At 60.4% G+C, this 22,198-nt stretch carries 15 protein-coding genes and 1 pseudogene; 5 read left to right on the forward strand and 11 right to left on the reverse strand.

Annotated elements, in window-relative coordinates:
- Positions 1 to 4: 4 nt before the first annotated feature.
- Genes X739_RS151385 through X739_RS151375 form a run of 3 tightly spaced genes read right to left on the reverse strand, consistent with a single transcriptional unit; the run spans position 5 to position 2,568 of the window.
- The gene (locus X739_RS151385; RefSeq protein WP_023771451.1) at positions 5 to 679 is read right to left on the reverse strand and encodes a sugar transferase; all 675 of its coding nucleotides are present in this window, start codon (positions 677 to 679) and stop codon (positions 5 to 7) included.
- Positions 676 to 1,812 (reverse strand): DegT/DnrJ/EryC1/StrS aminotransferase family protein, encoded by a 1,137-nt coding sequence (locus X739_RS151380; RefSeq protein ID WP_023771452.1) that lies wholly within the window; start codon positions 1,810 to 1,812, stop codon positions 676 to 678. Before X739_RS151380 ends, X739_RS151385 begins: the two co-directional genes overlap by 4 nt.
- A 33-nt stretch (positions 1,813 to 1,845) precedes the next feature.
- Entirely contained in the window at positions 1,846 to 2,568 is a 723-nt protein-coding gene (locus tag X739_RS151375; protein ID WP_023771453.1) for an NDP-sugar synthase, read from the reverse strand.
- Positions 2,569 to 2,988: 420 nt separating this feature from the next.
- Here X739_RS151375 and X739_RS151370 point away from each other — a divergent pair, with 420 nt between their 5' ends.
- On the forward strand, positions 2,989 to 3,660 hold the full coding sequence (locus X739_RS151370; protein WP_023771454.1) for a response regulator transcription factor: 672 nt from the start codon (positions 2,989 to 2,991) through the stop codon (positions 3,658 to 3,660).
- A gap of 1 nt (position 3,661) precedes the next feature.
- Here the strand turns inward: X739_RS151370 and X739_RS151365 are convergent, their stop codons facing one another.
- Complete coding sequence (locus tag X739_RS151365) at positions 3,662 to 5,401, reverse strand: PAS domain S-box protein (RefSeq protein WP_023771455.1); 1,740 nt, start codon at positions 5,399 to 5,401, stop codon at positions 3,662 to 3,664.
- Positions 5,402 to 5,584: 183 nt separating this feature from the next.
- On the opposite strand from X739_RS151365, the gene X739_RS151360 reads away from it, so the two are divergent.
- Positions 5,585 to 6,286 carry a helix-turn-helix transcriptional regulator gene (locus X739_RS151360; protein WP_023794770.1) on the forward strand — a complete coding sequence of 234 codons (702 nt, stop codon included), beginning with the start codon at positions 5,585 to 5,587 and terminating at the stop codon, positions 6,284 to 6,286.
- Positions 6,287 to 6,439: 153 nt separating this feature from the next.
- Here X739_RS151360 and X739_RS151355 read toward each other — a convergent pair whose 3' ends face one another.
- From X739_RS151355 to X739_RS151325, 7 genes are all read right to left on the reverse strand, one after another.
- Complete coding sequence (locus X739_RS151355; RefSeq protein ID WP_023771457.1) at positions 6,440 to 7,501, reverse strand: glycosyltransferase family 2 protein; 1,062 nt, start codon at positions 7,499 to 7,501, stop codon at positions 6,440 to 6,442.
- A gap of 1 nt (position 7,502) precedes the next feature.
- Positions 7,503 to 8,747, reverse strand: a complete 1,245-nt coding sequence (locus X739_RS151350) for a lipopolysaccharide biosynthesis protein (protein ID WP_245273856.1) — start codon at positions 8,745 to 8,747, stop codon at positions 7,503 to 7,505.
- Between the two features lie 97 nt (positions 8,748 to 8,844).
- On the reverse strand, positions 8,845 to 11,079 hold the full coding sequence (locus X739_RS151345; protein WP_023794772.1) for an exopolysaccharide transport family protein: 2,235 nt from the start codon (positions 11,077 to 11,079) through the stop codon (positions 8,845 to 8,847).
- A gap of 1 nt (position 11,080) precedes the next feature.
- Positions 11,081 to 13,072 carry an asparagine synthase (glutamine-hydrolyzing) gene (gene asnB / locus X739_RS151340; RefSeq protein ID WP_023794773.1) on the reverse strand — a complete coding sequence of 664 codons (1,992 nt, stop codon included), beginning with the start codon at positions 13,070 to 13,072 and terminating at the stop codon, positions 11,081 to 11,083.
- Positions 13,072 to 14,334, reverse strand: a complete 1,263-nt coding sequence (locus X739_RS151335) for an O-antigen ligase family protein (RefSeq protein WP_023794774.1) — start codon at positions 14,332 to 14,334, stop codon at positions 13,072 to 13,074. The genes asnB and X739_RS151335 overlap by 1 nt, the downstream gene beginning before the upstream one ends.
- A complete protein-coding gene (locus X739_RS151330; RefSeq protein ID WP_031252049.1) occupies positions 14,331 to 15,581 on the reverse strand; it encodes a glycosyltransferase in 1,251 nt (416 codons plus the stop codon). The genes X739_RS151335 and X739_RS151330 overlap by 4 nt, the downstream gene beginning before the upstream one ends.
- Positions 15,582 to 16,267: 686 nt before the next feature.
- The gene (locus X739_RS151325) at positions 16,268 to 17,977 is read right to left on the reverse strand and encodes a calcium-binding protein (RefSeq protein ID WP_023771463.1); all 1,710 of its coding nucleotides are present in this window, start codon (positions 17,975 to 17,977) and stop codon (positions 16,268 to 16,270) included.
- Between the two features lie 404 nt (positions 17,978 to 18,381).
- Between X739_RS151325 and X739_RS151320 the strand changes: the two genes are divergently transcribed.
- From X739_RS151320 to X739_RS01000000166115, 3 genes and pseudogenes are all read left to right on the forward strand, one after another.
- Complete coding sequence (locus X739_RS151320; protein ID WP_023794776.1) at positions 18,382 to 20,136, forward strand: type I secretion system permease/ATPase; 1,755 nt, start codon at positions 18,382 to 18,384, stop codon at positions 20,134 to 20,136.
- A gap of 127 nt (positions 20,137 to 20,263) precedes the next feature.
- Positions 20,264 to 21,520: an HlyD family type I secretion periplasmic adaptor subunit gene (locus tag X739_RS151315; protein ID WP_245273857.1), complete on the forward strand. Its 1,257-nt coding sequence runs from the start codon at positions 20,264 to 20,266 to the stop codon at positions 21,518 to 21,520.
- A gap of 107 nt (positions 21,521 to 21,627) precedes the next feature.
- Positions 21,628 to 22,198: pseudogene (locus tag X739_RS01000000166115) on the forward strand (NAD-dependent epimerase/dehydratase family protein); the annotation flags it as partial.

Below are 22,198 nucleotides of genomic sequence, written 5' to 3' on the forward strand. Positions count from 1 at the left end.
GCCTTCAACGCCTGAGCAGCCCGACAGGCATCCAGCCGATTACCGCCAGAAAGCCGAGGATCATCCACACAACATCCGAAGCGATGGTTCGTCGGGGATAATAGGAAAGATCGAACTTGGCTTTGATCGGAAACAGCGCTTCCCTGTAGAAGGACGACAGGTCTCCTGAGGCAGGGTAGAGAGAGGCTTCGTGACGGAAAAGAACTTGCGTCGGGCCGACCAAGCCGGGTTTATATCTTAGGACCGCCTCGAAGCCGCCATGGAAGCAGTCAGCAAAGGCGAGGCTTTCCGGTCGTGGCCCGACGATGGCCATGTCGCCTCTGAGCACATTCCAGAGTTGCGGCAACTCATCCAGTTTGGTGCTGGCCAAAATGCGCCCGATCTTCGTCAGCCGACGGTCGCCTATGCTGGTCAACGCAGGGCCCTGAGGATCACACAGAACCTCGAATTTGCGGAATTTATAGATATGAAACATGCGGCCCCCTGCACCGAGGCGAGGCTGCCGGAAAAGCACGGGGCGTCCGCCCTCGAGAAATAGCCCAAATGCAATCAGCAACATCAGCGGCGCGAAAACCATCGCGGCCAAGGATGCGGCCACTACATCCATCGCGCGTCTGCCAAAACCATGGCTCACGCCTGACACGACGGGCGGGTGGATGGATAGATCAAACGCGTTCATGCGGCGGTTCCCGCGTGGATGCCGCTGTTGAGCGCGGTCGCCAGCACGTCCACCACGGCTTCAACCGCGGGCGCCGTAATCTGAGGATGCAGCGGAATGGTCAACTCTCGTTCCGCGAAATCCTCGGTGCGCGGCAGATGGGTACCCGGGTAAAGCTCACGGTAGAGGGTCATCTGATGAACGGGCGGGTAATGGACCGTGGTTTGTATGTCCTGCGCCCGCAGTTCATCGACGACATGCTGCCTGTTGACGTAGCGCGGCAAGAGGATCGGCATGATGTGGTAAGCCGAGGCTCGCGGTTCTTCGAACGGTATTGTGATTGCCGGACAACGCAACGCGATGAGGCGCCGGTACAACACGACAAGAATGCGCCGTATCTCGTTCCACTCCTGCAGGTTCTGGAGCTGAACCAAACCGATCGCGGCCCGCATTTCGTCCATTCGGTAGTTGAAGCCGAGCATGGTCACATCGTAATGAGCGGTGCGGCTGTTTAGTCGCTGGCGTGTTCCGGTGGTCATGCCGTGCGCGCGAGCCTGGCGAATCCTGTCCAGCAGTTGGGGATCCCGGGCAATTACGGCTCCCCCCTCCGCCGTCGTCATGTTCTTGTTGCCATAGAAGCTGAAGGCGGCGCCCGCTCCAAAGGTGCCAACCGCTTTTAGGCCGGGAGCATGTGCCGCATCCTCGATGATCGAGAGCCCGCGTGCGCTGGCGAATGCTTGCCAGGCCTCCTTGTCGGCGAGATAGCCGGCGAAATGGACCAGGATCACGGCCCTGGTGCGAGAGCTGCAACGTGCTTCTGCTTCTTTGAGCGACATCAGAGGGACGTCTGCCGACTCTATGTCGACAAAGACAGGAGTGGCGCCGACATAGAGCACTGCGTTCGCGGTAGCCACGAAGGTCAGCGAAGGAACCAGGACCTCGTCCCCCGGACCGATCCCCAATCCGTGAAGGATAAGATGAAGGGCCGCGGTGCAGGAACTAACCGCTACGCAGTCCTCTGCCTCGTGCATCAAGGCAAACGCCTCTTCGAAGGCCCGGACCCGTTCACCCATCGTCAGCCAACAGCTGTCGATCACTTTCGCCAAAGCCGCTTTTTCTGGCACTCCCAGGACCGGGGAACTTACCAAGAGCATCGTCACCTCCTCGATGATCCTCGCGCCTGGCCGTTACGCTGCCGCGGCGGCGACTTCGATGGACGCCGACCGCTCTTCCCAAGAAACTGTCTGCGCGTTCTGGAAGTCCTCGACGCGTCCGATGTCGAGCCAAAGACCTTCGTGTTTGTAGACATGCACGACGCGTCCAGCCTGAAGCATCTGCAGCATGAGGTCATCGAACCCAAACGGTATACCGGATGGGATGAAGTCGAGGACGTCCGGGTTCATGCAGTAGATGCCCATGCTTACCAAGTGCGACAGTGCAGGCTTCTCGCGGAAGACCTGGACGGTGTTGTCAACCTCGTCGATGACGCCGAAATCCATCTTGGTAAGCCGCAGCGAAGTCGCTATCGTGACGGAGTCCTTGTGCAGGCGGTGCGCCGCGGTAAACCGGCTGATGCTCAGGTCGGTCAGCACATCGCCGTTCAGGACGATAAAGGGCTCATTCAATTCGTCTCTGATCAAGGAAAGCGGCCCGATCGTTCCGAGCGGTTCCATTTCCTGCGTGTAGCGGATCCTCAGATTCCACTGCGAGCCGTCGCCGCACACGCTCCGGATCAGGTGCCCGAGATAGCCGGTGGTGACGTAGACGTCTTCGATTCCGCTACGCCGCAGCCATTTCAACAGCAACTCGAGGACCGGCCGCGCGCCAATTGGCATCAGCGGCTTGGGCAAAACCGATGTAAATGGCCGAAGGCGCGTTCCCATGCCACCGCATTGAATTACCGCTTTCATTCGATCCTCCCTACGCACATGGCCAGAGTTGGCCTTGACGGCTGAAACCGCATCCGGAGCCAAGAGGCGAACCGCCTCATGCCAGCAGGGTTTCAGTTGTCCGAACCTGCGAGAGATTAGGGAGCCAACCGGGATATTGTCGTCGTGCGTTTGAATGGCACGGGCGAATTTCTCTGATCCCTGAACCGTAGGGACGAAACATTTCCGGCGGATCTGACGGGAGTGGTCGAGACGCACAACAGACCAAGGTCCCACTTGAATTGCGATTGAAGGTAAACATTTTCCTAAGACCGAGCTATATTAGCCTACGGTAATCAGCAGGACGGGGTTGTAGGACGTCAGAGTCCACCTTTCTGGACATACTGGCGCTCCTGCAAGACGCGGCCAGGTAGTGCGGGTTGTTAGTGCGTGGGGATGTTTATGTACAAGATCGTCATAGCCGATGATCATGGCCTTTATCGACGTGGCTTGCGTATGGCGCTGACGGCCGGAATCCCTGGCGCCGAAATAATCGAGGCGACCTGTTTTGATGCCGTGGTTGGGCTCCTGGCCGAACATGAAACAATTGATCTTGCGATCCTGGACCTGAACATGCCCGGGCTGCTCAGCCAGGAAGTGCTCGGCGATGTTCTCGCCGCCTATCCCAAAAGCAGGTTTGCGATTGTGTCAGGAAACGATTCACGATCGGAAATTTTGTTGGCCCTTTCGGTTGGCCTCCACGGCTACATCGTAAAATCGCAGCCGGATGAGGAGGTGGTGCTGGCCGTCAAAGAGATCTTGTCAGGTCGCATCTATGTACCAGCCCTCCTGTCGCGAAGCTCTGGCGCAGCCGCGCCTCAGACGCATCGACCTCCCGTGGAGGCTTCACACCAGGCCTTGGCCAACCCAGGTTCACTGGGAAGGCTCACGTCAAGGCAAAAGGAGGTGCTCAAGCTTATGGCCGAAGGTTACTCGAACAAGGAGATCGCCCGCGATCTCGACATCGCCGAGGCCACAACGAAGATCCATGCCGCCGCTATCTTGCGCGAACTGGGAGTCCGAAACCGCACCGAGGTCGCCGTTTTGATGAGGACTTGGCTTGGAACGATCTGAGTTAAGGCTGAATCTCGCTCTGGGATAGGCGTAGCTGGTATCGCAATCCGCCAGCCGACATTTCCAGTTTGGAAGAATGACCGACCAAGGGCGTTCCATCAGCGCCAAGGACGATCGACCCAAAACCTTTCCGCAGAACAGGCTTGGCATCTCGGCCGCCTCGTTCGATCCAGTCGAACACGATGTCGCCGTCCGAGCTCTCGGGTGCAACGCCCCACCTTACCTCCACCTGGCCTCGGGAGTTCCCGAGCACCCCGTGCTTGACCGAATTTGTCGTGAGTTCGTGGACGATCATCGCGAAACTTTCCGCGGCGCCCCCGACGATTCTGACGTGGGGCCCTGTGATCGTTGCTCTGTGTGCCTCGGCGTAGGGGCGAAGCGCATGTGCGACAATATCGCGGATCGAAGATGATAACTCTGCATTGTTGATCAACAGCAGGTGCGTGGATTCGAGCGCCCGAATTCGCTCTAAAAGGTCTCCTCTGTACTTGGAAATATCCTGGTCTGAAGCAGGGATCATTTTCACGACAGCCGTGATCACGGCAAACAAGTTACTGAGCCGGTGCCGCTGTTCAAGTATAAGCCGCTCCTGTCTTCTCACCGCGACCCGCAACAGTGTCGTCTGCCGCCGCTCGGTAAGGTCAGCCGCGATCCCGAACCGCTGATGATAGCGATCGCGGATATCCTCACGGCCGCGCAAGGCAATCCAGCGGAACTGTCCGTCCGACCGCCGAACCCGAACCTCGGCGTCGTAGTTGGCGGTTGCCGCGATCGATTCTGAAGGGACCCCGAGTTTTGGCCAGTCCGCCGTATGAACGATCGCCGACAGCTCGTCCAGGGGACGGGAAGCGGCTGGCGGCAAACCAAGAATTTCCCAAAATTGATCTGAACCGGAGACAATTCTCTCCTTGTAGTCCACGCGCCATGTGCCAAGCCTTCCGGCGAGCAGCGCAAGGTCCAGCCATTCCTTTTGGCCCAAGAGGGCTTCGCTTGCAGCCCTGCGTTCAGTGATATCCTCGAAGACGACAAATATGCCCATCGGCAGTTGTTTCTCCGGACCGGACCAGGAGAGGGTCACGCGAGCCCAGAAAACAGTGCCATCCTTCTTTCTCAAACGCATTTCCAAGCCAAACGACGGCGCCTCGGCGCTTAGACCACGTCCAAGCCTGGCGAACAGATCGCGTTCGTCAGGATGAACGAGTGTTTCGATATGCTGGCCGACGAGCTCTTCCTGTGCGTAGCCGGACATACTGCACATACACATGTTGACCTGCAGCAGCTCACCACGGTCATTTGCGGTCGCAAACCCCAAGGCGGCCCGCTCGAAAGCCCTGCGATATCGCGCTTCGGTCGTCTCGATGGCAGCAAGCCTGTTCTCGGCGACATCGAGCGCGCCCCTCAACTCCTGCCTTGAACGGTGGAAAAGAAAGGCGATCATCCCGCCGGACAGGGCGAGGAGAATGGCCCCGGAAAGATCATCCCCGACCAACTGACCGTTCGCCCCAAGGCGAACTGCCAAGCCGACAGCCACCATGGCAAACGTGGCAGCCATCGCAGGCCAGCGGTCCTCCAGGAAGGCGATGATGACAATCGCCGGGACACATTCCAGAAAGGCCGCACTGCCGCCACCTGTCAGCAACGACTTCATCTCGAGCGAAAGGGTAGCCAGCAGGACGGCCGACGAAACCAGATGTTGTCGTAGCCTGTCCGACAGTACGGGACCGCCTATCCGCAATCTCATCCTGATTACCTACAACTTTTGGCTTAGCCAATGCGGCTTAGAGCCTTTGGTTATCGGACCTAGTGCTGCTGCTCGCTTTCGCGCGCCAAAATGTCAGTCTATCAGAATCATCAGAAGAAAGTTCCAACACTTAGCCCATGCGCTGGCGCCTATCTGGCAGCAAACCGGAAAGTGGTGACGACAATGAACCTGGTCGAACGGCCGAGAAGTACTGTTTTCCAAGCGCAACGTGCGATGGCAGCCATGGGGCCTGGCAGCAGGCCGTCTCCCTTGCGCCATGCCCAAAGCCCGGACCGGCAAGTTGAAAGGCCTGCTGCCGCCACCGAGGGTGACCAGCCGCCGCTGCATTCTTTCCCGGGTATGCTTGATCGCCTTGGCTACGGATGTCTCGTGCTGAGCGAAACCAAGAAAGTCCTGAAGTGGAACGCCACCGCGCGCGTCATTCTCAGCGGGTACGGCAGTCAGGTGAACAACGCGGACGGCCTTTCGGGAGCGCTCAGAAGCCTGATCGCGAACGTGCCGTGCCACCTCAATCCCGGATCGTTTGCATGGATTGTGGTCCGCAGCAGCGGAGATCGTCCCGTTGTCATCAACGAGCGCGGCCTCTTCGCAGCCGACAACACGATCGTCGTCGCCCTGTTGGACCGCGAGACGAAATCGGCGCCCAACCCTCAAACCCTGCAGCGAATGTTCGGTTTGACCGGAGCCGAGACACATCTCGCTGTGCGGTTGGCAAAGGGCTACACCCCGTTGGAAATCGCTGAAAGCTGTGCGCTCAGCCGGACGACCATCCGAACCCAGCTCGCATCACTGTTCGCCAAAACTGAAACCAGGCGTCAGGCAGAATTGGTCACGCTTCTCGCACGCGTCTCGGTGTTGCCCTAGTTCCCTGAACATTCGGGGATGATCGTGTCCAGCCTTGCGGCCACCGCAGGGGCGGCTGCCGTGAATCCGTATTCCATAAATCGGTTCGGCGCGTGCCGCGTCCCGTGCGCGGCCTTGAAGGATGCGCGAACGGTGCCCAACAGGCCAGATCCATCACTGTCTTCGGGTATACCAAGGCCCTAGTACCGGGCGGATCCTGAACAGGTATTCCACGAGGTACTGGCTTGCGATCTTCATCACTGATGGGCGAAGAATTTGCAGCGTGTCGCGGATAGTCACGGGCAAGGACTGGTGATGAAATCTGGCGGGTACGCGTGCAACCCGCAATGCTCGCAAGAGGCTCTCGGGGTCAGGAAGATTCCTTCTGTTTTCGAGCAGCTGCCAATTAAGCTGCTTAACGGCAAGCGTAACTTCGTCCACTTCCGTGTAGCTCTTCGATGTGGTGATGCTCGGATGGTTCGTCGCGTCGTAAAAAATCAGACCCTCATTGATCGCAACCATGTCTCCGTGACCGGCCAAGTCCACGAAGAACAGTTGGTCAACGCCGGCGGGGATCGATTTGTGTGCACGCATTCGGCATCCAGCCTGAAGAACCTTGCTGTTGATCAACAGTGTCGAGGGAATGATGCCGAGGCTCCTCGTCGTCCGGACAAGGTAAAGATCCCTGAGGCATTGCTGGCTCGAATAGACTGAAACGCGGTTTTGCTCCGATGGCGTCGAGCGGAGCATGATCCTGCCGTCTTCCACGATATTGGCTGCACAGGTCATGAATGCGGCCGAGGGATGCTCCTTGGAGACCTCGGCAAATCGCTTGAGCGCGCTGGGCGCGAGCCAGTCGTCGTCATGCAGCAACTTGATCCAGGTGCCGGTGCAAGCCAGCATGGCATTGTTGGTATTCTCGACCTGGCCTCGCCCCCTGCCGTTCTCGACAATCCGGATGCGACCGTCGGCACGCGCATATTCGTCGACGATCCTCCAGGACAGCCCTCCTTGCCCCTCGTCGTCGCTAACCACCAGTTCCCAATTCGCAAAATCCTGCTGGAGGATACTGTCGATTGTCCTTCGAATGGTATCTGGCCTGCGAAAGGTCGGGATGGCCACTGAAATGAACGGCCGGAGTGTCACCAACTCCGCCGACCCCTCATCTTGCGAAGGTCCGACCCCTATTGACAAGGCTGCGGAAGGAAGCGCGTCGCGACTGTCGATCTGCGTCATGTTATCTTTCCTCCAAGGCGATGCACCGGCCGCGAGGCGACGACTCGTCCGGTTGAACACTTCGCTTCAACAGATAGAGAGAGGCTGCTGTCTTGATGAAGAAGCCCCCGGCGCCGCCGGCAGCCATGAGATAGATGACCGTGAGAGGTTCCCAGCCAGCCCTGGCGCCGGCTAGAAGCGGACCAAACACGAGCACCGTCCTTACGGCATCGACAACCAGGCGCACCTCCTGCCGTCGTAGCAGAGCCGGCACATCCTGAAGCGGCGTCGACAAAGCTTGCACCGCGCCCATGAACGCCAGCGCCGTCATGATTTCGGCGGCGGGCAGCCATGGCCGTCCCAGGAGGGGCACGACGAGCTGCGGTGCGGCGAGGCCAAGAGCCAGAATGGGCAGCGAAGTGAGCCCGCCGGCAAGGATCAGCAGGCCTCGTGCGAGGCCGAGCAGGTGCCCGCGGCCGCCGCCCTTATTGGCTTCGGCGACAAAGACATTGCTGAGCGGCGTCGCTATGAGCGTGACGGGGCCGGTGACGAGCCGCGACGCGACGCCCAGATAGCCCGCATAGGCGGTCCCGAACATCGAGCCGACGAGTATCGCCGGAAGGTTGTTGATGGCGAAACTTGCGACGGTTGCCGGGATATCGAACAGTGGAAATTTGTATTCGCGCCTAGCCTTTTCAAAGACCGTTTGCCACGGCGCGCGGGCGACACCGCACACGTCCTCCCAACTGAAAATCCTAACGCCAAGGAACCCAATGAAGATGAACTGGCTAAGAATGTGAGCGTGCACCATCGCCTCTCCTCCGAGATGGACAATGCCGAACATCAGCTGCAACAACGCCATCGTCGCAGGCAAGATCAAGCGGCCGAGCGCGAAGTCGCGTAGCAGGCCGGCACGCAGACTCCAGCAATTCATGGTCTCCACAAGACCTGCGCCTGCCATGCCGATCGGAACCAGCCACACAAGGTCAACAGCTCGGACCGGAACGGTGCTCGACAACACCATCCCCGCCGTCAAGGCAATAACGCCGGTTGCCGACACGGCCAAAAGAATGAGCTTAACCGTGACGTATGCCTGCGCATTGCTCTTGACGCCATACAGCGAGGCCTCAAAGCGCAGTGCCGCGACCGCTCCCAGTATGTTCACGGTCGAAAGATAGATCGTGAACAAGCCGAAATCGGCAGGAGAATAGAGCCTGGCCAACACCGGAATGGTCGCGACAAGAATGAGCTGACCGGCAATCGCCATGGCCGACACACCACCGGCCGCTCGAAGGACCTTGCCGATCGGGCTTTGAGGAAGTCGGATCATGGCGAGCCTTGCTCACGGCGGATGCCGGTCGAATTCATGAGATCCTCTCGCGCAAAAGATCGGCACTGTCGCCAAACCGATACCTGCCGTACCGGGTGAGGTTCACACGGGTGAGGACGCTCGCCACCGGCACCGACAGCGTTCCGTCGCTCAGGAGCTGCTCCACCACCCCGCGCGCGACATGCCGCGAGGTTCTTGCCCAGCGAACCGTAACGAGAACCGCGTCCGCCCAGCTCTTGAGGAACATGGCTTCTGGCCCAGCCAGCCCCGATGGCCCATTTATGATGACGAGGTTGTACGCCGAGTGCAGATCTTCCCTGCACTTGGCGGTGTCGACACGCGCCAAGAGAGCCAGAAGATCTTCCGCAGGTGCCATGGTCGTCAAATCGATACCAATTTCGGGAATGCTGGCGACCGCGTCATCCAAGGCACAACGACTGCTGACGTAATCCGCGAAGGAATGACGAGCCTTGGGTCCGTTGAACTGGCGCAGAAACTCGGCCGTAAGTTGGGAGCCCGCCCGCTGGAGGTCGACCAGAAGAACACGATTGCCCAGACGGGTGGCCGCCAAGGCCAAGCCCCATGCAAGCTCGGTCGCTCCGTCAGCCCGGACGCTTGGCGTGAGCAGGATCGTGTGCGGACCACGACCTCTTGCCTGATTTGGCGCGGCCGCGACCAGCAGCGACGTCACCGCACGGCTGTAGGCCGACCTGGGCTGGCCCAGAACCAGGTCGCGCAGCTGTTTGGCGTGCATCCTGCCCGGTTCGGGCACAAGTCCCACGCACGGTATCCTGAGCACGGCTTCCGCCTCCGTTTCACCGCGCAAGGTGCGATCGAAGCGATTTCGCATGAGGACCAAAACGGCGCCAAGGAGGCCAAACGCAATCATTCCCGGTGGAACCAAAAAAACCGGTGGCAATGTCTGCGGAATCGTCGGCGGCCATGCAACAGAAAGAACCGAGACTCCGGCGGACGGAGCTCCGATGCGCCGCTTCAGGTCCTGCTGGCGGCCGAGAAGTTCGTTGTAGCGTTGTGTCAGGAGGCTGACTTGAGGCTCGAGTGCCCGCAAACCTGCGAGCCGGCTGGCCGTGTCGGCCGCGACCGCATCGAGCACACGCATTCGATTTCCCAGAGCCTCGACCTGGGCACGATAGATATCCGCTTCAGCGACGATATCAGCGATTGCCTTTTCGACCGCGACGGAAAAGGCATTGGCCAGATCCTTGTCCGCTGGCGCCCCGGCCACGCGAGCCGAAAGGTCGGCCAACTCCTGCGTGCCGGCGGCCTCGGCCAGGGTCGCGGCCGCCGCGCCCTGCTTTCGAAGCTCCTGGATACGCTGGAGCCGGGACTCCAGCGCCGCCAGATCCGCTTTGGACATCGATATCTGCTGGCTGAGATCCGCCCTCTCCCCGGCCACCTTGTCAGCCGAGCCTTGATCGACCGCGCCATGGCTCAGCCGATACTCCTCGAGCCGATTGGATGCATCCACCAGTTCATTCTGCAGTTTGGGCAAACTGGCGACGACGGCGTCGAGCTCCTGCATGTCCGACGCCTGACTTTTCTGCGCGAGGTCGTCGACATAGGTCTTGGTGAATGTATTGGCCACCAGCGCCGCGCGCGCCGGGTCGTCGTCTGAGAAGCCAACGGAAATGACCCGGGACCGGAGCTCTTGTCCGACCCTTACCCCTTTGCGCAACGCTTTCACTTCGGCGGCCTCTGCCGCTTGCGGCGCATTCGTGGATACAACATCCCGGGGCCAAAGCCGCTTCAGCAAATCGCCAGCGAAGGAGTGCAATGTCGGCGGATCGGCGAGCGCAGGCCCATGGCTGGAGCTTCCCTTCCCGGCTTGCGTTTGTGCGGTCGCGCTGGCCGGGCTCGGTTGACGCAACGCTGCAGCGACCCGACGAAGGTGGCTCTCCGACGACAGTATCGTGATGTGATCGTCAATGCTTGAATCGATCATGTCCTGCGCCGAGCCCGGGCTGGCGGGTAGGGCCGCCCTGGCAGGAGCGTCTATGATCAGCTGACTGCTGGCTTCGTACATGATAGGGCGGGTTATTCCCGCCAACGCCGCCAAGATGCCGCCGACAACCGCGAAGAGCAGAATGATCCATTTGCTGCTCGCCAATGTCACCAGCAGTTGGCGAGACGGGGTTGCTGAATTCGGGGCACTTCTGGGAGGCCTTACGCGGGCCCTGTTTTCAGGAGCCGGGGCAGCCACCGGGGTGGCTCGCGGCACTTCAATTCGGCTGATTGCGGAACCCGCCATTTCATACTCCTGCCAGATCGAGTTCACGGGATGAGTTCGACGCCGACGCCTGCCGCTTGGCCTCGTTGCACCAGGCCTGAAACATCAGCACCGACCACAGTTCACGGGAGCGGTCCTGTCCTGCAACGTGATCGCGCCAGCAGGCGTCCACCCTTGTGCTGTCCAGCAAGCCTTCGCGCTGGTTGCGAACATCGGACAGAATATCGGTGGCCCAGCTGCGCAACGGGCCCCGCAGCCAAGCCGCGATCGGCACGTCGAAGCCCTGCTTCGGCCGGTCGATCAGCCGTTGCGGAAGATAACGACGCAGCACATTTCGAAGGATCCACTTGCCTCCGCCGTTGCGAACCTTCATGTCAGCCCGAAGGCGCCAAGCAAATTCGACGACGCGGTGGTCCAACAGGGGACAACGCGCCTCGAGGCTGTTGGCCATGCTGGCTCGATCCAGTTTGACGAGAATGTCACCAGCGAGGTAGCCGGACATGTCGTCGTACAAAAGGCGAGACAGCAGCCCGTCGAGCCGCGGTGCGGAGACTATGGATGCAGGAGTTCCGTGTCGGGTGAGGTTTTCGGCCGATGATCCCGTCAGCCGCCAGTGCAGTTCGTCTTCATCCTTGGCGGCGAGAAGCCAGGCAAAGCGAGTGAGCCGATCGCTGCGCAACGCATGCCGCACATGCGACGGAAGTGGCAGGTTGCCAATGAAATCGTGACGAGCCGCCCTGGACAGCATCCCTGCGCCGGCCGCCAGGGACCTCCGTGCGGTTGCGGGTAGTCCTTGGTACCGTTTCAGCCGGTCCGCCATGAAGTGGCGGCCATAGCCTGCAAAGCACTCGTCTCCGCCGTCCCCCGACAGTGCCACGGTCACGTGCTGGCGGGCCAGCCGCGCCACGAGCAGAGTTGGTATCTGCGATTCGTCGGCAAATGGCTCGTCCCACACCTTTGGCAGTTCGGGGATCGCGTCACGCGCGGCGGCGGGCGAAAGGTGTAGCTCCGTGTGGTCGGTGCCCAGATGACGCGCTACCTCGGCGGCGTAAGGGGCCTCGTCAAAGCCGCTCTCCGCGAAGGCGATGGTGAAAGTGCGCACGGGATTTGGAGATTGAGCCTGCATCAAGGCTGCAACGGTAGAGCTGTCGACGCCTCCCGACAGGAAACCACCCAACGGAACGTCGGCGATCATGCGCTCGCGGACGGCAAGCCGGAGCAGATCATCCAGTTGATTGGTCAGATCGTCGTCACTGCCGGCGATCTGTTGTTCTCGCCCGTTCTTGGCGACTTCGGCCAGCGACCACCAGCGACTTGCGTCCTGCGAAAGGGAAGCGGACCCGCGCCCCTCCGCCACAGTCGCGGCCGTGAGGGTCAGGACCGAGCCGGGTGGCAGCTTGAAGACACCTCGCCAGATGCAACTCTGATCCGGGACCCACCCCTTGGAAAGCATTGCGGTGGCGGCATCCAGGTCGATCTCCGGGGAGTAGCCTGAAAAGCGGCTGATTGCTTTCAGTTCGGAAGCAAAGACCAGCGCATGCCTGGCTGAAGCGATGTAGAGGGGCTTCTTGCCCAACCGATCCCGCGCGAGATGGAGGGTCCTCGTCTTCAGGTCCCACAAGGCGAATGCGAACATGCCAGCAAAGCGCTGGAGTGCGGCCTCGAGGCCCCAGCTCTCGATCGCACACAACATGACTTCGGTGTCGCTGGTGCCGCGGAAATGGTGCCCGGCGCCTTCAAGCTCGAGACGCAGGTCACGGAAATTATATATCTCGCCGTTGAAGGTGATCGCATACCGACCGCTTGTGGACAGCATGGGCTGTTGCCCCGTTTCCGACAAATCGACGATGGCCAGCCGCCTGTGGCCCAAGGCGATGCCTGCTTCGCGGTCCGTCCAGAGTCCTTCGCCATCCGGACCGCGGTGACGAAGCGCCATCATCATTTGCCCTATCTGATCGAGCGAATTGGGATCGGCAGCATTGGACGCGAGAAGTATCCCGGCTATCCCGCACATCACATCACCTCTGAAGGCTCAAGCTCGCGCCGGAAAACGCTTGGCGTTCCCGCGACGAGGCAGAAAGTCAATGCAAACCACACGATCGGATGACGGATGATGAGGTGCGGTATGCTGAACACGGCTGCGGACGCCACGAGCACCAAAAGCGCGTCGTAGCGGGCACGCCAGGCGGACATGGCCGCCGATCCAACGATCCACAGCAAGGCGATGACCGCGACCAGCCCGCCCTGTAGATAGAGATCGAGAATTGTATTGTGCGCTTCGAATGGCCGCTCCAGAAACTGCATGTCGGCGGTCGGCGGGCGCTCCAGGTGAGGGCCAGGACCGAGGCCGAGCGATGCCGATTGCAGCCCCTTCTGGAGCGCCTCATCCCACAGATAAACCCGAAGTTCGAATGTCTCAGCCGTGGCCTCGCCGCCTCCGTCCTTGGTGAGGCTCTTGGCAAAATTGGCCGCAAAGCTTTCCTCGCTGAGAAGATAGGGGGTCATCGCTATCACCAGGGGGACAGCGCCGACCATCAGCAGAAGTGCGATCTGCCTGGGCAGGCTGGTTCGATTGCCATCGGATGCCAACCACGCCTTCAACCGCAATCCGAGGAAGGCGACGCCACTTACAATCGTGGTGTAGAGATAAGCGTCGCTCCTCGTCAGGCGGCCGACAAAAAAGATGAACACAAGGCTTGAGAGCGCAAGGACCTGACCCCATCGATTGTGAGTCGTGGTTGCAAGGTGCAGCGCCAGCGGACCAAGAAGCGCGCAATAGAGCGCGAGCTGGTTCGGGTTTTCAGACCAGCCGCGGAAGCGGTCCCAATACCAGGGATCGACGCCGGGCTGATGGAGCCAGCCCCACGCGATGGCGAGTTGGATAGCAAATATTGCGTCGGCCAATGCGATTGCCCACCAACCACTGCGTCGAAGACGACGCCCCGCGTCGGGCTCAACACTGGCCAGGCAAGTGATGCTGGCCAACAGCACGTAGGCCAATGTGTCGTGCAGCAACCCTGTCGGGTAGAGCAGGGTGGTCAAGTAGCCGATGATCGTGCCGATCCCCAATGCGAGAGAAAGGAGCAGCCAAAAAGTCGCGAGTTGCGCAAAGGCCGGTGTCGCTTCGACGCGTCCGCCGACCAACATTCGTCCGGCCGACAGCATGATCCAAAGCGCCAGGAGCAGTTCGCCATAGCCGAATGGCATGCCGGGGACGGAGAGCTGCGACGCGGCTGACAGGATGACACCGCCGGCAAGCAACGCGTCGCGCATCATTGCCGCGCCCCGTCCAACCGGCGGTTCGCGATGCCGCTCTCCAGAGTCGATGGAGCAAGCAAGCCGCGAGATTTGGCCCTGAGATTGCTCTTATAGACATCGCAGTACTGGTCGACGATGCCCGGCAGGGCAAAACGCTCCCTGATAAGCGAGGCGGAGCGCTGCCCCATGGCCGCTCCCAAGGTGCGGTCCGACAGTATGTCGATTATCCGGTCCGCAAGCGCGCGAGCATCGCGCGGCGCGACCAGATAACCGTTCCATCCATCTTCGACGACGTCGCTGCAACCGGGCATTCGCGATGCAACTATCGGCAATCCAGCCAGTCCGGCTTCCAGCAAGACGCGCGGAACGCCCTCGCGATATTGCGTTGGGAAGGCGAACAGATCAGCCATGCCAAGCAGACTGGGGACATCATGCCGTTTGCCCAGCACGGTCACATGAGAGGCAAATCGTTGGATTTCGGATTTTGCGACGGCGAATGGTCCTTCCGATTCCCGTGGGCCAACGAGCACGAAACGCGCATGAGGTCTTTTGGAGAGAATGTGCGGAATCGCCTCAAGAAGGGTCGGAACGCCCTTAAGGCGGGTGAGCCGGCCGACAAAAATGACGATCTCGGCCGATTCCAGTCCGAATTCCCGCCGCATTGTCGCTGGTGGCGAGGCAAGACGTCTTGCCACCGCGAATGCATTGACGTCGATGCCAGACCCCTGAATTAGACGTCCGCTGCCGCGTGGGATCAGCCGATACCGCTCGAAAAAGGCTTGATCGTCGCGGTTTTGGAAGACCGTGGCAGCGGTCCAGAAGGAAGCAATCCATTGCAGACCGCAGAAGGCGGGCCGCATAGCCAAGGCTCGCGGCTCCAGCGATGAGAAGGTCCAGCCCAAGCCGTTGATCGTGCGCACGACCGGGACTTCTCCCCGCACCGCCAGCGGGGTCAGCAAATTGGGTTTCGTATCGAAGCTTTGAACGATGTCGGGGCGAAGTTCCCGCACCAACCTTCGCAATGTTCTGATGGTCCCGGCTTTGCCGCTGCCATTGGCAAAGCGATTGAACTCGTAGCGGCGGTGCGGAATGCCATGCCGTAAAAACAGAGCTTCATCGCCCGTCGAGACCGCGGTGACCCGAAAACCCCGCTCGCGGAGTTCCATCAGAAACGAGATCCTCAGGGCGTGATCCTCGCCGCCGATGCAAACCAGGTGCGGGTTCATACTGCCGCTCCCGAAACCCAGCGGGCCTTCGGCTCCCATAAACGGCTCGAACTTGGATCGTTTCCCATGGCCCGATTTCGTTGCGATTTACACCAGCAATTCAGGCTACGGGCAGGGCTGGCCGTTGTCCTCGTCCGTTCGAATGACGCAACTAGGACCGCGCTTGCGCGCTAACGGCGCAAGGATCAGACCGCGGGCTGTACTGTTTGGATCGAGACGCCGTGCGCTATGGGATTAGCCGCGCGAATGCGCATTCATCGCGAACGGGTGATCGGACTATCAAGACTGCTCATTGGGGCGGGTTGAGGTCGATCCGAGAACGTATATTCATAGGCTCGGCGGCGGCCGTCTTGCTCGAATACCCGGATCCAGCGGACCTCGGAAGCACGAAGCGTGATTTCCCGGTTTGTCGCGAGCTTGGCTGCTCGAAACGGAGTTGGTGCGACTACCTTGTGGGTCACCACGACTTGGCCGGCAAAAATCTCCTCGACTTCGTAGCTTGGCACGTCATCCATCCCCTGCGCGATGGCACCAAACCACGATCAAGGCAGAATGTTCCCGCCGATGTCTCGGACGGCGGCCGTTTCCAGCCAAAATCCAGCCAAAAAGCGGCGTGCGCGCTCACCTCGGCGGAAAACAGATGCGACCTGTGCTGAATAGACGCCGGACGGAGAAGCCGAACCGGCAGGAGCGCTCAGCTCCTGCCGGAACCACAATTGCGTGCGTCAAACCACGAAAAAGGAGCTCGCGCCAAGGGAGAGATGCGGAGCAACCGTCGCAAACTGCGTCTGAGCATGGCCGCCGATTCCGTCACTGTCGAAAGAGAGCGCCCCGGTCGAACTGTTATAGATGACGTGGTCGCTTCCATCATGCGCACCTTTGCCGATATGGAAGTTCGCGGCCGAAAGGGCGCCCTGCTGAAGCCCGGTGAATACGCTGTGATCAAGTTGGATTTTGTCCTGGGAAACCTTGAAGTCGGTTATCTTGTCGACATTTCCAGAGCCGAGCGCGGTGTTGAACACGAAGGCGTCCTTACCGCCAAAGCCCGTCAGCGTATCGGAACCACCCCCGCCATTGATCTTGTTGGCGCCGGCATTTCCTTGGATCGTTTGGCCAAACTCGTTGCCAGTCAGGTTGATTTGCCCCGTTCCCGAAGCCTGCGTGGTCGCAAGTTTCTCGACGGATGAGCCCGCCGAGAGAGCATAACTCACCGAAGCGAACACCGCGTCCTTGCCGTTGCCTAGCTGCTCCACCACCTTGTCATGCACGTTATCGACAAAATAGGTGTCGTTGCCGCCATAGCCTTTCATTGTATCGGCGCCGCCTCGACCATCGATCTTGTTGGCGCCGTAATTGCCATTGATCGCCTGGTCGAACTCGTTGCCCGTCAAGTTAATCGCATGTGTGCCGCCCGTCTTGTCGGTCGAGAGTTGCTCGGCGTGCGAACCAGCTGACAATGCGTAGCTGACCGAGGCAACTACTTTGTCGAAGCCGCCGCCTGATGCCTCCATCACCTTATCATGTGCATTGTTGACATAGTAAACGTCGTTCCCGCTGGTCGAATGAAATACGTCCGCGCCAGGGCCGCCATGGAAGATGTGATGGGTCGACTGCGTGGGATCCGGGACAGTGGGCGTGGTGGGCGTAGGCGTTGTCGGCTCGGAACTCGGAGGCGGTGTCGAAGGACTAGGGCTGGCGACGTTGTGCTGACGAAAAACGGCCTGCAACTCAGGGGAGTTCTCCAGGGCGGTGTCGCCATTCTGCGAACCCCAGGCATACGCATAGTCGAAGGCTGGGGACGGAACCAGCTTTGCCCAGTGATCGATCATCGTTTGCATTTGAGTCGACGTCGGCATGACGTGCTTGCCGCCGGTGTCCGTCTGCCAACCGCCGCCGCCAAATGTCTGATATACAGGAACGATCTTGTCAGCCGGAATGCCTGATTTCACGGCCGCGGCCACGGCTCTGTCGATCATGTTGTAGTCGACGCTGCTTATCCCCGTACGAACCGGGTATGGGTCCAGTCCATAATAATCGATCCCGGTGTTGGCGGGGTTATAGGTGTTGGAAAAGTCGGGATTGGTGGACGACCCCATATTCATCATGGTGATGAAGGTCTTGGCGCCCGGAAAGTGGGAGTGGATCCAGTCGGATTCAGCCTTCAGATTTGCCGCACTGGCGTAGGTGCCCCATCTGCCGGTAGGGTCCGGCTCGTCCATCAGGAAAAATCCAAACACTTTTGAATTGTTGAGGAAGGGCGTGACTTTTTCGATGAACGAAGAGGTCACCCCGTCATGAGCGCTTAGATAGACAAGCCCCTTCATTCCGCTGGGCAGCTCATTGACCTGCGAAAGATACTGAACGTCCGCCAGGTTAAATCCGGCGCCCGCAACTTCGGCAGCTGAACCGCCTGATGCATAATGGAGAGTCGCCATGCGTTTTCCTTCTTGTTTGGCAACACCCCGCCCTGGATGGGGGTTAGACCGAAAGCTACGTTAGATGAAAATCACATACCAACATCTTTGAACGAAGTTGTTGATCACTGTGGAGATGGCCACATTGGCGGGTCGATGCAATTCACTGTAAAGTCAGTGACTTGCAGCAACATTTGTGCGTTTTCCACTGGCGGCCGCCTGCACAGTTCTCCACTGTTTTCACAGGCACCCCTCTCCCCACCGCGACTCCCGGCCACGATTTCGCTTCATTTTGCATAAAGTTCGCCCTATGTTAGCTAGCCATCATGTCGGGGGGCGCATGTGATATGGTGGAATCAGAGAAGGTTACCCCATCGGATGAACAAAGCAAGACACGCGACAACGTCGCGTCATAGCAATAAGCTATGAATAAAGAAGCACAAAGCGCCTCACCGCTACGCCCCGCAATACTGGACTGTCTGCCTGGAATAGCTGGCATCGGACTCTTTTCCGCAATGATAAACATCCTTGCGTTGACCGGATCCGTTTACATGCTACAGGTCTATGATCGCGTCCTGCCGTCGCAAAGCGTTCCGACCTTGGTCGGGTTTACCATCGGAATGCTAGGCCTCTACGCGGCCTACGGTCTGCTCGATTTCGTGCGGCTTCGTCTGCTGGTCCGAATCGCCAGTCGATTCTACTGCGGTTTGCAGCAGAGAGCGTTCGCGATTTCGTTGCTTCTTCCGCTCAGGGCCGGTCGAGATGCGGACCGGGTACTTCCGTTGCGGGACCTCGATCAGTTGCGCGGATTCCTTTCGGGAACGGGGCCGACCGTTCTTTTCGACGCGCCGTGGATCCCGTTTTATCTGCTCATTATCTACATGTTGCATCCGTCGCTCGGCGTGCTTGCGACCCTCGGTTCCGTTGCCGTCGTCGTGCTGACCATCGTGGCTGAGATCATCAGCCGCCGCCCTGCGGCGCTGGCGTCTGAAGCGATCCTGACACAGCGCGGGCTTGCTGATTCCGGCCGTCGGAACGCCGAGGTGGTCCACGCGATGGGCCTCTCAGAACGGCTGGCGGGGCGCTGGGGGGAAGTCACTCATGCTTATCTCTCCTATCAGGAGCGGCTCTCCGACATCGTGGGCGGAATCAGCTCGCTGTCGAAGGCGCTTAGGATGGTGCTGCAATCTTCGGTGCTAGGGCTCGGCGCGTATCTCGTCATCGGAGGCGAAGCATCTCCTGGCGTGATCATCGCGTCGTCGATATTGCTGGGTCGCGCGCTAGCCCCGGTCGATGCGGCGATCGCGAACTGGCGGGGTTTCCTTTCCACCCGGCAGAGCTATTCCCAGTTGAAGGCGGCGCTCCGTGCGTTCGAGAGTCCAATCGAATCCATGAAGTTGCCGCCGCCAGAGGCCCGCCTGGCGGTCGATAGTTTGGCGGTAGCGCCTCCGGGTATACAAAGACCGACGCTCATCGATGTAAGCTTCCAGCTTTCGAGCGGCGCGGGAATGGCGGTTATCGGCCCAAGCGGCTCGGGAAAGACCACATTGGTGCGCGCGCTGGTGGGAGTTTGGAGCCCTCTGCACGGCACGGTACGGCTGGACGGGGCCTCTCTCGACCAATGGGACGCGCAACGGCTCGGCGCCCACATTGGCTATCTGCCGCAGGATGTTGAACTGTTCGACGGGACGGTGGCGGACAATATTTCGAGATTTGGCGGCAAGAGCGACCCCCAGGGCGTGCTCGCCGCGGCGAAAGCCGCGGGCGTCCACTCGATGATCATGCATCTGCCGGCAGGCTTCCAGACGCGCATCGGCGAGGGAGGAAGAGCGCTGTCGGCAGGGCAGAGGCAGCTTATCGGCCTTGCCCGGGCGCTCTACGGCAACCCGTTCCTGGTCGTGCTGGACGAGCCAAACTCAAATCTCGACGTTGAAGGTGACGCCGCCCTGGCCGGAGCCATCATGGCTGTCCGGAAGCGTGGGGGTATCGTGATCGTTGTTGCACATAGGCCGTCTGCCCTCACCAACATCGATCAGGTCATGGTCCTGGCGGATGGCAGGCTGCGCACCTTCGGCTCGCGCGAGGAAGTGCTTGCCGGCATGCGGCGGCCGCCCTCGCCTGCCGCGCAACGTCCATCTTCGATCGCGCCGATCCACTCGGGAGTGACCGGACATGCGTGACGTCTTGCCCCGCGTACTTGCGTTCATGCCGACACTTGCCCGGTTCGGAACTCGAGACCAGCCTGTCGAAACCGACTTGCCCAAGGCGCCAGGCAGCATCCCCGCGCCAGGGACCCTTTGGCCAAGCATGACGCTGGGGCTCGTTGTGACCGGCCTGCTGGTGGTCGGCGGCGGAGCATGGCTTGGCTTGACCAAGATAGCTGGCGCCGTGATCGCGCCCGCCACGGTGGTGGTCGAAAGCAACATCAAGAAGGTCCAACACCAGACCGGCGGCACGATCGGGGGCATCTTTGCGCAAGACGGCGACCACGTTCGGGCCGGTGACATATTGGTCCGGCTGGACGGCACGCTTCCACGGGCCAATCTGCAGATCATCAGCGAAGATCTCGACCGCACCACGGTGCGGCTTGCGCGACTGGAGGCCGAACGCGGCGGTTTGCGTGAAATGCAGCTTCCAGCCGGCCTTGAGGCCGGGATGCGAAAGCCGGAGCTGGCTGCCCTTGTCAGCGGCGAGCGCGCGCTGTTCGAAACCCGTGCCTCGGCATTGGCCGGGCAGAAGGCGCTCCTGTCGAGCCAAACAAAGCAACTCGAGCGTCAGATCGATGGCCTGAAGGCCCAGCAGGTCGCAGCCGATGAATCAGTGGCGCTGCTGAGCACTGACCTTACGGATGTCGATGCCCTCTATTCGAAGAAACTGGTGTCCAAAGAGAGGATTAGCAACGTCAGGCTGGATGCGACGCGAGCCAAGGGCGAGTCGGGGCGACTGGCAGCCGCGGTAGCAGAGGCACAGGCCAAGATCAGCGAGATCGAGTTGCAGATCCTGCAGCTCGACGAGCAACGCCGAAGCGATGTGACCGGTGAACTGCGCGAGACTGAAGCCAAGCGCACCGAACTCAACGAACGCAGGATCGTAGCGCGAGACGAACTGACCAAAACCGAGATCCGCGCTCCGCAATCCGGCACAGTTCAGCAGTCCTCCGTTCACACTGTCGGCGGCGTGGTCGCCCCGGGCGAACTGCTGATGACAATCATTCCCGAGGCCGACAACCTTGTCGTGGACGCGTTGATCCCTCCTTCCCGCATAGACGACGTCAACCCGGGACAGAGCGTTTCTATCCGGTTTCCAGCTTTCGATGCTGGGACTACCCCTGTTTGCAACGGCTCCGTCAAGTACATCTCGGCGGACCTGATCAAAGATCCGCAACGCCAGCTTTCGTACTTTTCGGCCCGTATCAAGGTCGACAGTCAGTCGGAGTGCTTGAAGGAAGCCAGGCAACTCAGACCGGGCATGCCCGCGGAAGTTCACATCCGCACGGATGAACGCAATGTCTGGTCGTACATGCTGAAACCTCTCACGGACCAGATTTCCAGGGCTTTCCGCTAAGCAGGCCTGGAATTCGCATGCCGGCGGTCCAGCCCGAGAGCCATGGGCTGGACATATCATGCGTCCGCAGGATGCCGGCTTCACAGCGCAACCTATAATGCCTTCTGATGAAGGTATTGGTCACCGGCGCTGCCGGCTTCATAGGCTATCATGTCGCCAGGCGGCTCCTGGAGCGCGNGTGATCCATCTCGCCGCCCAGGCCGGCGTGCGCTACAGCCTGGAAAACCCGCGCGCCTATGTCGAGAGCAACATTGTCGCCTATACCAACATGCTCGAGGCCTGCCGCGGCAGCCGTGTCGGGCACCTGACCTATGCCAGCACCTCGAGCGTCTACGGCGCCAACACCGACATGCCGTTTTCCGAGCATCGGCCGGCCGACCATCCGCTGCAGTTCTACGCCGCCACCAAGCGCGCCAACGAACTGATGGCGCACAGCTACAGCCACCTGTTCGGCCTGCCGACCACGGGGCTGCGCTTCTTCACCGTGTACGGCCCCTGGGGACGCCCTGACATGGCGCTGTTCCTGTTCACCAGGAGCATCCTGGCCGGTGAGCCGATCAAGCTGTTCAACAACGGCAACCACACGCGCGACTTCACCTATGTCGAGGACATCGCCGAGGGCGTGATCCGTGCCAGCGACAGCCCCGCCGCGGCCAACCCGGCCTGGGATTCCGGCCG

Source organism: Mesorhizobium sp. LNHC209A00, assembly GCF_000502915.1.
Lineage (GTDB): Bacteria > Pseudomonadota > Alphaproteobacteria > Rhizobiales > Rhizobiaceae > Mesorhizobium.